At 60.1% G+C, this 13,787-nt stretch carries 16 protein-coding genes and 2 pseudogenes; 7 read left to right on the top strand and 11 right to left on the bottom strand.

The window, feature by feature from the left end; genetic code table 11:
* Window positions 1-53 precede the first annotated feature (53 nt).
* Window positions 54-899 carry an AraC family transcriptional regulator gene (locus tag E5221_RS21635; RefSeq protein WP_003464995.1) on the top strand — a complete coding sequence of 282 codons (846 nt, stop codon included), beginning with the start codon at window positions 54-56 and terminating at the stop codon, window positions 897-899.
* 29 nt (window positions 900-928) lie between these two features.
* Here E5221_RS21635 and E5221_RS21630 read toward each other — a convergent pair whose 3' ends face one another.
* The 3 genes and pseudogenes from E5221_RS21630 to merR all read right to left on the bottom strand — a co-directional run bounded on the left by E5221_RS21630 (window position 929) and on the right by merR (window position 3,363).
* A complete protein-coding gene (locus E5221_RS21630; RefSeq protein ID WP_003464991.1) occupies window positions 929-1,447 on the bottom strand; it encodes a DUF417 family protein in 519 nt (172 codons plus the stop codon).
* Between the two features lie 187 nt (window positions 1,448-1,634).
* Window positions 1,635-2,882, bottom strand: a pseudogene (locus tag E5221_RS21625) (Tn3 family transposase); the annotation flags it as partial.
* Window positions 2,883-2,964: 82 nt separating this feature from the next.
* Window positions 2,965-3,363, bottom strand: a complete 399-nt coding sequence (gene merR / locus E5221_RS21620) for an Hg(II)-responsive transcriptional regulator (protein WP_003089120.1) — start codon at window positions 3,361-3,363, stop codon at window positions 2,965-2,967.
* A 74-nt stretch (window positions 3,364-3,437) separates the two neighbouring features.
* On the opposite strand from merR, the gene E5221_RS21615 reads away from it, so the two are divergent.
* From E5221_RS21615 to E5221_RS21605, 3 genes are read left to right on the top strand one after another with little or no spacing between them, the layout of a single operon-like run.
* Window positions 3,438-3,788, top strand: coding sequence for a mercuric transporter MerT family protein (locus E5221_RS21615; RefSeq protein WP_003089115.1), 351 nt, complete (start codon window positions 3,438-3,440; stop codon window positions 3,786-3,788).
* 12 nt (window positions 3,789-3,800) lie between these two features.
* Entirely contained in the window at window positions 3,801-4,076 is a 276-nt protein-coding gene (merP, locus tag E5221_RS21610) for a mercury resistance system periplasmic binding protein MerP (RefSeq protein ID WP_003150552.1), read from the top strand.
* 7 nt (window positions 4,077-4,083) lie between these two features.
* Window positions 4,084-4,296 (top strand): GDCCVxC domain-containing (seleno)protein, encoded by a 213-nt coding sequence (locus E5221_RS21605; protein ID WP_003089113.1) that lies wholly within the window; start codon window positions 4,084-4,086, stop codon window positions 4,294-4,296.
* A gap of 12 nt (window positions 4,297-4,308) precedes the next feature.
* Here E5221_RS21605 and E5221_RS21600 read toward each other — a convergent pair whose 3' ends face one another.
* From E5221_RS21600 to E5221_RS21570, 7 genes and pseudogenes are all read right to left on the bottom strand, one after another.
* A complete protein-coding gene (locus tag E5221_RS21600) occupies window positions 4,309-7,302 on the bottom strand; it encodes a Tn3 family transposase (protein ID WP_003089110.1) in 2,994 nt (997 codons plus the stop codon).
* 3 nt (window positions 7,303-7,305) lie between these two features.
* Window positions 7,306-7,716, bottom strand: coding sequence for a putative toxin-antitoxin system toxin component, PIN family (locus tag E5221_RS21595; RefSeq protein WP_003150546.1), 411 nt, complete (start codon window positions 7,714-7,716; stop codon window positions 7,306-7,308).
* The gene (locus E5221_RS21590) at window positions 7,716-7,955 is read right to left on the bottom strand and encodes a ribbon-helix-helix domain-containing protein (protein WP_003089107.1); all 240 of its coding nucleotides are present in this window, start codon (window positions 7,953-7,955) and stop codon (window positions 7,716-7,718) included. The genes E5221_RS21595 and E5221_RS21590 overlap by 1 nt, the downstream gene beginning before the upstream one ends.
* Window positions 7,956-7,985: 30 nt before the next feature.
* Window positions 7,986-8,432: a hypothetical protein gene (locus tag E5221_RS21585; protein ID WP_003288519.1), complete on the bottom strand. Its 447-nt coding sequence runs from the start codon at window positions 8,430-8,432 to the stop codon at window positions 7,986-7,988.
* 687 nt (window positions 8,433-9,119) lie between these two features.
* Window positions 9,120-9,356: pseudogene (locus E5221_RS21580) on the bottom strand (TraX family protein); the annotation flags it as partial.
* Window positions 9,353-9,793 carry a YqaA family protein gene (locus E5221_RS21575; protein WP_003089095.1) on the bottom strand — a complete coding sequence of 147 codons (441 nt, stop codon included), beginning with the start codon at window positions 9,791-9,793 and terminating at the stop codon, window positions 9,353-9,355. The pseudogene E5221_RS21580 and the gene E5221_RS21575, both read right to left, overlap by 4 nt.
* Window positions 9,794-9,813: 20 nt before the next feature.
* A complete protein-coding gene (locus E5221_RS21570) occupies window positions 9,814-10,119 on the bottom strand; it encodes a metal-sensing transcriptional repressor (protein ID WP_003089094.1) in 306 nt (101 codons plus the stop codon).
* Between the two features lie 511 nt (window positions 10,120-10,630).
* On the opposite strand from E5221_RS21570, the gene E5221_RS21565 reads away from it, so the two are divergent.
* The 3 genes from E5221_RS21565 (at window position 10,631) to E5221_RS28840 (ending at window position 12,245) form a co-directional block, all read left to right on the top strand.
* On the top strand, window positions 10,631-11,368 hold the full coding sequence (locus E5221_RS21565) for a HupE/UreJ family protein (RefSeq protein ID WP_003089091.1): 738 nt from the start codon (window positions 10,631-10,633) through the stop codon (window positions 11,366-11,368).
* 12 nt (window positions 11,369-11,380) lie between these two features.
* A complete protein-coding gene (locus E5221_RS21560) occupies window positions 11,381-12,061 on the top strand; it encodes a hypothetical protein (protein ID WP_003089089.1) in 681 nt (226 codons plus the stop codon).
* A 61-nt stretch (window positions 12,062-12,122) separates the two neighbouring features.
* Complete coding sequence (locus tag E5221_RS28840; RefSeq protein ID WP_016713062.1) at window positions 12,123-12,245, top strand: hypothetical protein; 123 nt, start codon at window positions 12,123-12,125, stop codon at window positions 12,243-12,245.
* 80 nt (window positions 12,246-12,325) lie between these two features.
* Here the strand turns inward: E5221_RS28840 and E5221_RS21555 are convergent, their stop codons facing one another.
* On the bottom strand, window positions 12,326-13,630 hold the full coding sequence (locus E5221_RS21555; protein WP_003089087.1) for an MFS transporter: 1,305 nt from the start codon (window positions 13,628-13,630) through the stop codon (window positions 12,326-12,328).
* Between the last annotated feature and the right edge of the window lie 157 nt (window positions 13,631-13,787).

The raw sequence follows: 13,787 nt of genomic DNA, 5'->3' as shown, positions 1-13,787 counted from the left end.
TCAGCGGCAACAATGGTATGGTCTGTGCGTTCTGACTCGTCAAGGATCGGCCAATGGATCGTTTGTCTAATTTGCTCTCGCGGTTCGGCGTGCGGGCCAATCTGTTCTATGACGGCGACCTATGCGGCTCTGCATCTTACGATGGCGCCGAGCGGCGAGGTTATATCCATCTGCTTCAGGCCGGCAGCGTGACGTTGCTTGGTCCCGATCGCAAGGATTTGCAGCTCACTCGCCCTAGCTTGATTTTTATGCCACGCCCCGCCAAGCATCAATTGTTTGCGGGTGAGTCCGATGGCGCAAAGTTGTTGTGTGCTTCCATGGAGTTTGAGGGCGGAATTGATAATCCTTTGTCGGCTTCATTACCGGACTGTTTGGTGCTCGCACTCGATGATCTGCCCATGCTGGCAGACACGTTGGAGTGGATGTTTGCCGAGGCGGCAAATGTGCATTGTGGAAGGGAAGCCGCGCTTGAGCGCTTATTTGAGCTCCTAATCATTCTGTTGCTCCGTTACCTGCTCGATCATCACCAGTTGCGCACCGGAATGATGGCTGGACTGGCCGACATGCGGCTTGCCCGATCGCTTTTACAGATGCACAACTCCCCGGAACATGCCTGGTCAATAGCAGAGCTGGCCAGTGAGTCAAATATGTCACGCGCTGCGTATGCCGTGCATTTCAAGAGTGTCATCGGACAGACGCCTGCTGATTATTTGTTGAGTTGGCGAGTTAGCCTGGCTCAGAAGCTGATGCGAGAAGGGCGCTCGATTACGCTGATTGCAGCTCAAGTCGGCTACGAAAGTCCTTCGGCGCTGTCTCGCGCATTTAGACGCAAGACGGGGTTGAGCCCTCGTGACTGGTTGAAAGATCTGGCGGGGGAAAATGATGGCAAAAAGGCCTAAGGCATTACTGCCTTAAGCCATTGAAAAAATTATGCATTAATTTTACGTTTTTCCAGTTCAACCAGCGAATGGCCTGCCACAAATATCGAAACAGCAAGCAACCCTAAGTCTTTAAGCAGAAACTGACCTGGCGCAACGGAAATCGCCGGAAACCCTAAACTAGGCTCAATGACGCCCGGAGTGGAAAACATAAAGCTAAGGGTTGTGAAGAACAGGCCTGCAGACAGAGCGCCTCCTACCACGGATAGTTTGGGCGACAGCATGCGGCCTGCGATCAGAGTGCCGATCGAAATCTCTAGTATGCCGAGCAGGCTGGAGAACATGTCGACCGAAAAAATGCTATACACCCATCCCAAAAGCGGGCTGTTGCTCACCAGTGGAACCAGGCCCTCGGCCTCGTAGTGGGTAAATTTCATGCCGCCGAACCAGAAGTAAATAATAGCGAGAGCCAAGTACGCGCCATAGATACCTAGCCCCATAGTTTTGGTTCCAAGCGTTAAGTGGGCCTGTACGCTGGACTTCGAGTTTTCAATGCCTATGGTTTTCATGTCTGAGCTTCCAGTAGTGAGTGAGAGTGTGTTGGCTGCCGAACGCCGTATGCGTTGGCGATGAGATGATTATGGCTGGCATCTCTAATCAAGAGGCATCAGAAAGTATTGATTTCAGTGCAGATCGTCTTGGGCGGTGCAATTCGCGATGAAGGGGGTCGCCTCAGAAAACGGAAAATAAAGCACGCTAAGCCGGTTGCAGCGGTCGTAGCGGCCTGAACTTGCCCGCGCCGATCTTGGCGCTGCTGCGCCAGAGGTAATCGCCGGTGAGGTTGATGTGCTCCCAACCGAGCGGCGACAGGTACTGCAACAGCGCGTCATCAACGGCATGGCCGTTGCCACGCAGCGCGTGCGCAGCCCGTTCCAGATAGACCGTGTTCCACAACACGACGGCAGCCGTTACCAGATTGAGGCCGCTAGCCCGGTAGCGCTGCTGCTCGAAACTGCGGTCGCGGATTTCACCCAGGCGGTTGAAAAACACTGCCCTGGCCAGCGCATTGCGCGCCTCGCCCTTGTTCAGGCCGGCATGCACGCGGCGGCGCAGTTCCACGCTTTGCAGCCAGTCCAGGATGAACAGCGTGCGCTCGATGCGGCCCAGCTCGCGGAGCGCCACGGCCAGGCCGTTCTGGCGTGGGTAGCTGCCGAGCTTTCGGAGCATCAGGGAGGCCGTCACCGTGCCCTGCTTGATCGAGGTGGCCAGCCGCAGGATTTCGTCCCAATGGGCGCGGACGTGCTTGATGTTGAGCGTGCCGCCGATCATGGGTTTCAGCGCGTCATAGGCGGCGTCGCCCTTCGGGATGTAGAGCTTGGTGTCGCCCAGGTCGCGGATGCGCGGCGCGAAGCGGAAGCCCAGGAGGTGCATCAGGGCGAAGACGTGATCGGTGAAGCCCGCCGTGTCGGTGTAATGCTCCTCGATCCGCAAGTCGGACTCGTGGTACAGCAGGCCGTCGAGCACGTAGGTCGAATCGCGCACGCCGACGTTCACGACCTTGGTGTGAAATGGCGCGTACTGGTCAGAAATGTGGGTGTAGAACGTCCGCCCTGGGCTGCTCCCGTATTTCGGGTTGATGTGGCCGGTGCTCTCGGCCTTGCTGCCGGTGCGGAAGTTCTGGCCGTCCGACGATGAGGTGGTGCCGTCGCCCCAGTGCTCGGCGAAGGGATGGCGGAACTGTGCGTTGACCAGATCGGCCAGCGCCGCCCCGTAGGTTTCGTCGCGGATGTGCCAGGCTTGCAGCCAAGCCAGCTTGGCGTAGGTCGTGCCGGGGCAAGACTCCGCCATCTTGGTCAGGCCCAGGTTGATCGCGTCGGCGAGGATCGTGGTCAGCAACAGGTTCTTGTCTTTGGCCGGGTCGCCCGATTTCAGATGCGCGAAATGCCGAGTGAAGCCCGTCCATTCGTCCACCTCCAGCAGCAGTTCGGTGATCTTGGGGTTTGGGGAGCAATGGAACCAAAAACCAACGTAAGCTCTGAATCCCACCGTAAAGGGGCTTTCCGATCTCCAGCTCACCCGCCAGGCATTACTCTCTGATCAGTGCCTCGATGATCGGGCAGATCGTTCCGCCGTCTCCCGCATCACATTGCTGCACCAGTTCGCCTAACAGTTGCTGCATGACGACCAAGTCGGCCATCTTCTGCTCGATCAACGCGAGCTTGCGTGCAGCCCGTGCTCGCGTTTCGGCACAGGCGCACGACTCATCCAGCGTCAGCAGTCCACCGACTTCCGAGAGCGTGAAACCCAGCGCCTGAGCCCGCTTGATGAAACGCAGTCGCTTCACCATGTCCACCGGATAGCGCCGATGGCCACCCAAGGGTTTGGCTGGTTCATCCAGCAGCCCGCGTCGCTGGTAGTAGCGGATCGTCTCGACGTTCACCCCGGCGGCGTCTGCCAGCTTGCCAATGGTCAGCTCTGTGGCCATCACTTTCTCCTTGATTCCGTACTTTGGTACGGAGTTTAGAATAGCACCTAGGCAATCAGGCTCAGGAGATGGGAATGGGGATGCAACTCACCGGGAAAGGCTCGCTGGTCGCGAGTTCGCTGACCGCCATCGGTGCGTCGGTGTGCTGTGTCGGGCCACTGGTGCTGTTGGCACTCGGTGTCGGCGGTACGTGGGTGGGCGCTCTGACCATGATGGAGCCACTACGCCCCCTCTTCATCGGGTTGACTCTACTGTTCCTGGGATTGGCATTCCGCAAGCTCTACCTGGTGCCACAGGTTTGTACGCCAGGTACACCCTGCGCCGATCCGCGCACGCTCGTGCGACAGCGACTCGTGTTCTGGATCGTCAGCGTGCTGCTGCTCGGCCTATTGGCCGTGCCGTGGCTCGCCCCGCTGTTCTACTGAAGGAGATTAACCATGCGCAAACTGCTGATCGCCGTGCTTTTCGCCTTGCCCTTCGTGGCGCTGGCGGCTCCCCCGAAAACCGTCACGCTCGACGTGCAGAACATGACGTGCGGACTCTGTCCGATCACGGTCAAGAAGTCGCTGGAGAAGGTGTCCGGCGTGAGTGACGTCCAGGTCAATTTCGACCAGAAGACGGCGACCGTCACCTACGATCCCGATAAGGCCCAGCCCGAGGCACTGACTGAGGCGACCGCGAACGCGGGATACCCCTCCACAGTGCAGAAGTGAGGTCACGATGAGCGCCATTGTCCTTGAGTCCGTGCTGACTTGCCCGCGCTGCGGCTTCGCCAAGCCGGAAACCATGCCCACGGACGCCTGCCAGTTCTATTACGAGTGCAGCAACTGCAAGGCGCTGCTGCGCCCCAACCCAGGGGATTGCTGCGTTTTCTGTTCGTTCGGCTCGGTGAAGTGCCCGCCGATCCAGCAGCAGCTTGGGTGTTGCTCATAGCGTTTAGGGGGATCACAGGTCGTCGTCTGGATTACGCAGTGGCCGCAGCTCGCCGCGCGCAACTTCTTCCGGTACCGCAAAGGAATACCGCCCGAGCATGTTGATGTGCTCGTAGATCAGCGGCGATAGCCGGGCCAAATCCTCTTCCAGCACTGGATAGCCGTGCTGCTTGAGCCGTTCCACGGCCGCCGTCATGTAGAGGGTGTTCCACAGCACGATGATGTTCACCACCAGGCCCAGAGCACCGAGCTGGTCTTCCTGGCCTTCGCGGTAGCGCTGGCGGAGCTCGCCGCGTTTGCCGTGGAACACGGCGCGGGCCAGGCTGTGCCGGCCTTCGCCTCGGTTCAACTGGGTCAGGGTGGCGCGGCGCTTGGACTCGTCGTCGATATAGGTCAACGTGTGCAGAGTCTTTTCGATCCGCCCGAATTCGGCCAGCGCCTGGGCCAGCCGGGTGGGTCTATCTCCCGTTTGCAGCGTGCGCATGATGCCAGTCGCCGGCACCCGGCCGAGTTTGAGCGAGCCGGCCAGGCGCAGCAGGTCGTCCCAGTGCTCGGCGATCAGGTCGAGTTTGACCGACTGGCGGGCCAGCCCGTTGAGCTTGCCGTAGTCCGCGTCCGGGCGCGTGCGCCAGAAGCGGGTACCGCCGACATCGGCCAGCCGCGGACTGAAGTGGTAGCCAAGTAGGCGGAAGAGCCCGAACACCACATCGCTGTAGGCCCCGGTGTCGGTCATGATTTGCGTCGGCTGCAACTCGGTCTGCTGTTCCAGCACGACCGCCAGCAACACCAGGCTGTCGCGCAGCGTGCCGGGCACGGTGATGGCGTTGAGGCCGGAGAATTGGTCGGAAATCAGGTTGTACCAGGTGACACCCCGGCCGGTGCCGAAATACTTCGGATTGGGGCCGGCATGCACGGTGCGCACCGGTACGACGAAGCGCATGCCATCGGCGGAGGCGACCTCGCCGCCACCCCAGACTTGGGCCAGTTCCAGTTGGCTTTGCGCTCCGACCAGGATGGCGTTAGCCGCTGACAGGGTGTCGTCGCGGATATAATTCTGGCTGACCCAGGACAGCCGGTCACGGCGCAGCGCCGGGTTGTCGGTGCGGATCAAGGGCTCCAGGCCGGTGTTGCAGGCCCCGCCCAACAGCACCGCGCAGAGGCTGGTGACCAGGTTGTCGGCGCGTGCATTGCGTTCGGAGACATGGGTGAAGGCCTCGGAAAAGCCAGTGCGGGCGGCGATTTCCAAGAGGATTTCCGGCAGATCGACACGCGGCATCAGGTCAGACACGGCCGCCCGCAGTTGCAGCAACGAGCAGGGCTCGTCCAGCTTGTCCAGCGCCCCGAGCGACAGTTCGGTCTTGCCCTCGGTGTTCTCGCTCAGTTGAATCGCCGGGTTGTCGGGCAGGCGCGCGGCTACTGCCAGCCAGGTTGCATCCAGCTCGACGGACAAGGCGTCCAGGGTGGTTTTGGCGTCGATGGTCAGGCCCAGTGACCGGCAGATGATCGGTCGCGCCGCCAGCCATTCGGCACCGTCGAGCAGGCCAAGGCGCGGGTCGGCATAGCGCCAACTGGGCGAGACGAAGACATCGCGGCGGCGCAGGGCCGTGCGCAGCGCATCGAGCGTGCAGAACACATAGGCACCCATGTCGAGGGAGCCATCTTCGCGGGTGATGTGCTTCTGCCAAGCCTTGGCCACGATCTCCTGCGGCGCGTCATCCTCTGGCTTCCGGCGCGGCAGGTTCAGTTGCAGCCACTCCAGACTAGCCGCCACGCCCTTGCCGGCCGGGCTGAAGCCGAAGCGGATGTGCTTGAGCAGGTCGGGCAGGAAGCGGCGCACGCTGCGGTAGCGCGCTTCCAATGCAAGAAAATAGACGTCATCTACCGGGCGGATCAGCGCGTTGACCTCTTCCAGGGCCTTTTCCAGGGTGGTCCTCGGCAGGTCGTTGAACAGCCGGGCGCGCACGTTGTCATCGCTGATCGAGCTGTCCAGCACGACCTTGCACGCGGCGGCGAGCGTCGCGGCCGACCGATCCAGGTCTTTCAGGCTGCGCATGCGGGCTTTCTTGTCGGCCTTCTCCGCGTTGCTGAACAGGTCGCGCAGCAAGGCCTCCAGGACTTCCAGTGCGTCGTCGTGCGCAGTCGCCTCCAGGCAGAGTGCGAAGGCCACCAGTGTCGCCATCCGCCGCGACGCCGGCAGCCGATTAATCGCGGTGACCTTGGCCGTGTTGGCGAAGCGGGCCAGGGCGGCGATACGGCTGGGAGGGATGTGCGCCGCCGCCGGCAAGGTGATGCCGATGCCGCGCACGTCATCGAGCCGGCGCAGTGCCCGAATCAACGCGGGGCCACTGACCATGACCGGGCCGGAGCGCAATTGATCCAGCCGGGAGCTGCGGTTGCCTTCGGCCACCGTCAGCAAGTCTTGCAGTTGCAATCGCTGTTCCTCAGTCACGCTGCGGCCCAGCGTAAACCAGAGGCGTTCTTCGACCCGACTGCGCAACTGGGCGATAAAGCGCTCTAGTTGAGACACACCAGGCAGGAGGACTTTCTGTGTGAACAGCCACGAGGTGGCTCGCTCAAACAGCACTCCCGGCCGGTCGGTGCCCGTCCAGCAGAGGGCATACAGCCAGCGGCTCAAGCGAAAGCCGATGCCCGGATCGGTGAAATGACGATAGCCAAAGCGGTTCTGAATATCGGTGGCATGTATCCAGCGGCGATGATCGCTATAGCGCTGGAGGCAGTCGGGGTCTGGAATCGCCAGTTGTCGGCAAAGCACCTGCAGGACTTCCACCGGCACGGCGGCGGGCTTGTCCGGCAGAACGCCAACGAAGCGGACGGTGGTCAGCAGAACGGCATAACCCAGACGGTTATGGCTACCCCGCAGCACCTGGATGGCTTCACGGTCTTCATCGCTCAGGTGGAAGTAACGTTCCAGCTCTTCACGGCTGGGCGAATCAACATAGCGGCCAAAACCGTCGCGTTGCTCTTGAGTCAGAAAACCGACCGGCATTGATCACAGCACCTCGACGCAGAACACGGCGGGCGTGACGATCCGCGTGCGTTCGATGTGCCCGCGTTGCAGCAGGCCGGCGCGGCGATCACCGGTTACCAGGTAGTCCGCATCGCCCGCCAAGGCCATGGCCAGCAAAAACGAGTCATCCGGATCATCGGCTTCGACCTCGATGGTCAGGCGCTCCAGTACCACAGCCCGTTGCAGGTTATTGATCATGGCGCCCACCTTGGCGGGCTGTAGGATGGCCTGAAGCTTGGGATAGCGGCTGGCTCGACGAATTTCATCGAGTTGCATCCGCGAGGTCACCACCTCGAAACGCGCCGCCCGCCAGGCACGGTAGATCGCATCGGGCGCGCCATGTGGCGAGATCAGGGCGCTGAACAGGATGTTGGTATCCAACACGACCCGCATCAGCGCTTACGTGCCCAGTCGAGCGCTTCGTCAACCGCGTTGGTCAATTCTGCCTCACTCAGATGGGCGTTAGCGGCCTTGGCCTGCTCAGCGCTCAGCTCCAGGATGTGTGCCCGTACCGCTTCTTCGATGAAGCGCGACAGGTCGCCCTTACGGCCGCCGCCCTGGCTGGCCAGAAACATCCGAAGCGACTGGTCGGTGTCGGCCGAGACGGCGACATTCCAGCGAATGGTATTCATAGCGTTCTCCGCTAATAGGTGTTTGTGTGTTTATACGCCAATCACAAAGGGCGATGCAATGGTTCGACAAAACGATGGTTTTCCCGAACTAACCAGACGCCACAAGGGTTTGCGGGCAGGCGCTGGGCTTAAGTGCACTTTCTGTTCCGTTGCTCCCCAAACCCCCTCGACCGGCCTCTCATTGGACAGCACGACATTCGGTGCCGTTAGCCAGTGGAGCGCACCTCCTAGATCCCCATCGTACAGCTCCAATAGCGCATCGAGGATCTCGATAAGACGACAGAACACCTCACCAGCCTGTATAGACATCACGGCACTGCCGGGGGACGCAGTGATCCACTGCGCGATCTGCGCTGGCGATCGCTCCAACTCGCTTGCCAAATCGGAGATCAACGACACCGGCAGGCCCGCCAGTACGGCGACGTGCAGATAGTAGTGGCCTCTCGGCAAATCCAGTTTTTCGCGGAGCCTTTCCATAACTGCCTCCAGGATAATTGGCCATTTGATAATGTCATCTTGGCCCCGAGTTTGCGCATGATGGTCTCGAACCATCCGCACCGTAGCTTCGAGAGAGAGCGAATGAACACTATCTGAAGGCTACTCGGCAGTGCGAGAGGGCTTTGGCAGTGACGCTTTGATCGGTGTTATTATTGAAACCTGCCCAAGAGCTTCCTCTCCCGGGTGCGTGTACCGGTGATGAAACTTGGTTTGAGGCGGTCTCGTTGAGGCCGCCTTTGTCGCTTCTGGGAGAGCCCCCAGTACTAAGCAGCCGTTATGCGTCGAAGCGCAAAGCCTCGACCAAAGCTGTTCGCAGGCCCTCTAACTCGGCATTTCTCCAATCTTATGAACTCGCGCTGGGTACGGACGGCGGGAATTATCTGCAATTATCTCGGCATAGATAATTGATCAATATTTAGCCGCCACTACTGAGCAGCGCCTCTCAAAGTTAATCCTTTAGATACAGCAGGTTACAGAACGAATGTCCTAATTTTTGCCTTATCTCGGCATGCCCCCTAATGCGGAAAATGGCTGCTGCGAGGTGCTCGCGGCGGCCAAAAACGGAGAACTGAGCGGGTTACCTGGTCGATTTTGATCGACGGCCCGCTTTCAAAAGCAGCAAGGGCTGAAGTCGACCGGAAATACAGGGTTACTTCAGACCTTCCTTAGGTAGCGGCCATTGCTGCGAGTGAACAACGCGCCAACTTCCGTTCGACAGACATTCACGGCGATCGCCAGGCAAAACAGCGGGAACGAGAGGCGTCCCAGAATGAACAGGTTATCCAGTGATGGCCATGCCAGACGCATGTGGTCGAGCACCATCGTGAGCAGGGCGATCCACTTGATGAGGTCCTGTCCGTTGTGTCGTTCAACCCGCGAAGGTGGTGATTCGTACGCGCTCAACTCAGGTTCTCCAGGATGAGAATCGCAAGGACCAGATACCGTCCGCCCTTGGCGAGCGTGACGATCAGGACGAACCGCCAGAGCGGCTCTTTCATCACGCCGGCGATCACGGTTAGCGGGTCTCCAATGATGGGTACCCAACTGAGCAGCAGCGACCAGTACCCGTAACGTTCATAGGAGGCTTTGGCTTTTTCGAAGGCCGCTTGCTTTACCGGAAACCAGCGCTTTTCGCGATAAGCCTCGATACCTCGTCCCAGCAGCCAGTTCACAACCGATCCGAGTACGTTGCCTGTGGTGGCCACCACCAGCAGGATGGCTGTGGAAAAACGCTCGGATATCAGCAGTCCGCCCAGCACTGCCTCCGATTGCATGGGCAGCAGGGTTGCCGCGCCGAATGCAGCCAGAAACAGGCCGAGGTAACCGCCGTACTCAAACATTCAACAACCGAGCACCGTGCCTACAGGTATTTGGTGATTTGCTTGAATTCGTCCAGTGCCGAACGGTCGCCCTTGCTCAGGGCTGTCACCGAGTCTTCCAGGCAATGGTCGATGTGGTCCTGGATCAGTGTCCGCTTCGCCTGGCACACGGCCTTTTCAACAGCATGGAGCTGCTGGGCGATGTCCACGCATTCACGTCCTTCATCGATCATGGTGATGATGCTGCGCAGGTGGCCGTCCGCTCGCTTGAGGCGTTTGATGATGGCGTCGTGAGTCTGGTGGGTATGAGCGTGACCATGCGGTTGGTCGTGAACGTGTTCTGACATGACTTGAGTCTCAGACGGCGATACTTTACGCTCTGCATGCTATCCCCCTGGGGGGGTTGGGTCAAACGCGCTATTTCACACCGTGTTTCAACCGGATAAGCATTGGGATGTCTCGTCGTTTTCTTTCAGCGACCATGATCGTGGCTTTGGCAATGGCCTTTCTGCTGGCCTGGACCGGTCATGCCTATTCACTTTCCGTCCTCTCGCAAATCACGGCAAAGAGCGCCCAGAGCCTGACTCATGATCACTCCCACGACTCGTCCCTGAGTTGTGCGCAGTGCTCTGATCACTACCACTCCCCCCTGACGCCCGATCACCAGCACGAAACGCCTCAGATACCAGCTGCAATCCACTTCTCCAGTCATTTCGAAGCCTCGGTACACCTGGCCATGCTGGGCGATTCCGTGCCTTGGCCCCCCATCTTCCGTATCGAACGCCCACCCCGTCCTGTGCTTGCTTCCTGACCAAGGCCGCTCTGCGGCCAACAATCACTGCAAGAAAGGATTGATCCATGCATTCGCACTCCCTAAAGGGTGGGGGCCTGTTCGCCATGCGTTCACGCCACCTGTTGTATCTGCTGTTCCTGCTCGTCGCCTCGCTGTTCATCGGCATGCCAGAAGCTCTGGCCCATGCCGTGGCCGAGGGTGACAAGGGCTTCATCCAGGAAAGCACCGGGGTCATGCTGATCCCCTTCATCTACATGGGCGCCAAGCACATGGTCACGGGATACGACCATCTGCTGTTCCTGTTCGGCGTCATCTTCTTCCTCTACCGGCTGAAGGATGTCGGCCTGTACGTCACGCTGTTTGCGGTCGGCCATTCGGTGACGCTGCTGATCGGCGTGCTGACGGAAGTCAGCATCAGCTCGTACGTCATCGACGCAATCATCGGTTTCTCGGTGGTGTACAAGGCCCTGGATAACCTGGGCGCCTTCCAGCGCTGGTTCGGCTATCAGCCGAACACCAAGGCCGCCACGCTGATTTTCGGCCTGCTGCACGGCTTCGGCCTGGCAACCAAGATCCAGGAATACGAGATCTCTCCCGATGGGCTGATCCCCAACCTGATCGCCTTCAACGTAGGGGTGGAGATCGGTCAGCTGATGGCGTTGAGCGCCATTCTGATCCTGATGGGCTTCTGGAGGCAGACCCCAAGCTTCTGGCGTCATGCCTATACCGCCAACGTCGCAATGATGAGTGCTGGTTTCCTGTTGATGGGTTACCAGATCTCCGGCCTGTTTCTGACCGCTTAAGGACTCCTGATCATGTTCAATTCTCCACTCCCATCGGCAAGCGAATTGCCGAGCAGCCGCCAACTCGTTCGTTCCACCGTCATTGCCCTGGCTGTCGCCATGGGCCTGCTGGTCACCGTGGTGATGCCTTCGGAATACGCGGTCGACCCGACCGGCCTGGGCCGCGCCATGGGCCTGACGCAAATGGGCGAGATCAAGATCACCCTCGCTGCCGAGGCTTTGGCTGACGAGGCTGCGTCGAAAGCGGCAGCTGCTCCGGCCCCAGCTCCTGTCGTTGCTGCTGCACCGGCACCTGCACCGGTAGCGCCACCCGTACAGCAAGTGGCAGCAGCCCCTCAGCCCGCGGCTCCCGTATCCAGCAAACCTGCTGCCAACGCCAAGTCCGATCAGGTCACCGTAACCCTGACGCCAGGCGAAGGTCGGGAGATCAAGCTGGAAATGCTCAAGGGCAGCACTGTGAGCTATGAATGGACCGCATCCGGCCCGGTCAACCACGACACCCACGGTGAGATCTACAACGCCGCCCAAGGCGATTTCCACAGCTACAGCAAAGGGCGTCAGGTGAAAGGCGACAAGGGCGACCTGACCGCGCTGTTCGATGGCACCCATGGCTGGTTCTGGCGTAACCGCACCAACGCCGATGTCACCATCGTGCTGAACACGACTGGCGACTACCTGAACGTGAAGAAGTAATCCCGCCGGGGCGAACCTGTTGTTCGCCCCGACTTTTTGATCTCAATTGGAATAGCTGAAGATGACTACCAAAATCCTCAAATCGCTCGTTGTGCTGAGCTTCCTCGGCCTGTTGGCTGCCTGCGGTGGTACTGATACCGAATCGAAGTCTGGCGATGCGGGTCACGGCCACTCGCACGAGTGATGCAAACAGGGCCGCTAAAGCGGCCCTGTTTCTTTCTGGATTACGCGAAGATCATCGATAGAACCCGTGCAACGCGGGCTTTATGGCTTTGGCCATTTCCGGTGATCGTCATCGATGACGAACGAGTGCGCATGCGCATTGCCGTTGGCCACGTGCGGGTGGTCTTCCGGCAGGTCATCGTGATTGTGCGCTACCACGTCTTCCTCATACTCCGGGCGCCAGATCCGCTTGCTCACCAGCCAGGCTACGGCGGCAACCAGACTCAGTCCGATGAACGAAGCCGTCAGGCTGACGCTTGCCCCCAACCATCCCGCGAGCGGGTAGGTGATCAGCCAGCAGGCGTGTGAAAGGGCGAACTGGGCGGCGAACAGCGCAGGTCGATCCTGGGCTGAGGACGAGCGCCGCAGAATGCGTCCGGACGGTGTCTGTGCCAGGGAGTAGCCGGCACCCAACACCAGCCACAACAGGATCAGCGCCGGGTAACTGGAGACGAAGGTACCCAGGATCAAACCGGCTACCAGCACGGCACCGCCGGCCAGCATCGCCTTGCGATCGTCCAGTCGTTCCAGCAGCTTGGGCAGCATCAGGGCGACCACCATCGAGCCACCGCCGAAGGCCATCAAGGCCATGGCGGTAGAGCTCTGGGGCAGCGCGAACTTGGATTGCACCAGTACCACGGTGTTGACGATGACCATGGCGCTGGCGGCTGCGATCGTCAGGTTCAGTGCAAGAAGGCCACGCAGCCGCGGGGTGCGCAGGAAAATCCGCATGCCCTTGGTGGTGCGTTCATAGATGCTGCGTTTGGGTCCTCGTGCCGCCAGGGGCAGCACCACGGTACCGACCATCGCGGCGGACACCAGGAAGCCCACCACCGTGCCCGCGAACAGGCTGTGGAAGCTGACCACCGTAAGCAACAGCGCGGCCAGCATCGGACTGATCACGCTTTCCAGGTCATAGGCCAGGCGCGAAAGGGAAAGCGCCCGGGTGTACTCGCGCTCATCCGGCAGGATGTCAGGGATGGTGGCCTGGAAGGTTGGCGTAAACGCCGCAGAGGCCGACTGCAGCACGAAAATCAGCACGTACACCTGCCAGATCTCGGTGACGAAGGGCAGCATCAGCGCGACCGCTGCCCTGACCAGATCGAGGGTGACCAGCATCGCCTTGCGCGGCAGATGCTCGGCGAACGCGGCGGCAACCGGTGCAACGCCGATGTAAGCCGCCATCTTGATGGCGAGCGCGGTACCCAATACAGCTCCCGCCTGGGCGCCGGCCAGGTCGAATGCCAGAAGCCCGAGGGCAACCGTCGCCAGACCAGTGCCCACCAGGGCGATCACCTGGGCCAGAAAGAGGTGTCGATAAGTACGATTTTTTAGAACGGATAGCATGCGCTACCTCCGGGTAGTGCGGGTGATTCATGTTTCTAGCGTATCCCCCCTGGGGGGATACGGTCAACGTGAGTGAATCGAACCCTCATCCCGGCAGTGCATTTTCCTGAGAACAGAGCTAAAGTAGAGATTCATACATTTTATGTTTGATTCTCTA

Origin of the sequence: Pseudomonas sp. A2, assembly GCF_023100865.1 — a bacterium.
In the GTDB taxonomy this organism is placed as follows: domain Bacteria; phylum Pseudomonadota; class Gammaproteobacteria; order Pseudomonadales; family Pseudomonadaceae; genus Aquipseudomonas; species Aquipseudomonas asiatica.
The sequence above is the reverse complement of the archived record's forward strand: the minus strand, read 5'-3'. Positions and strand labels throughout refer to the sequence as shown.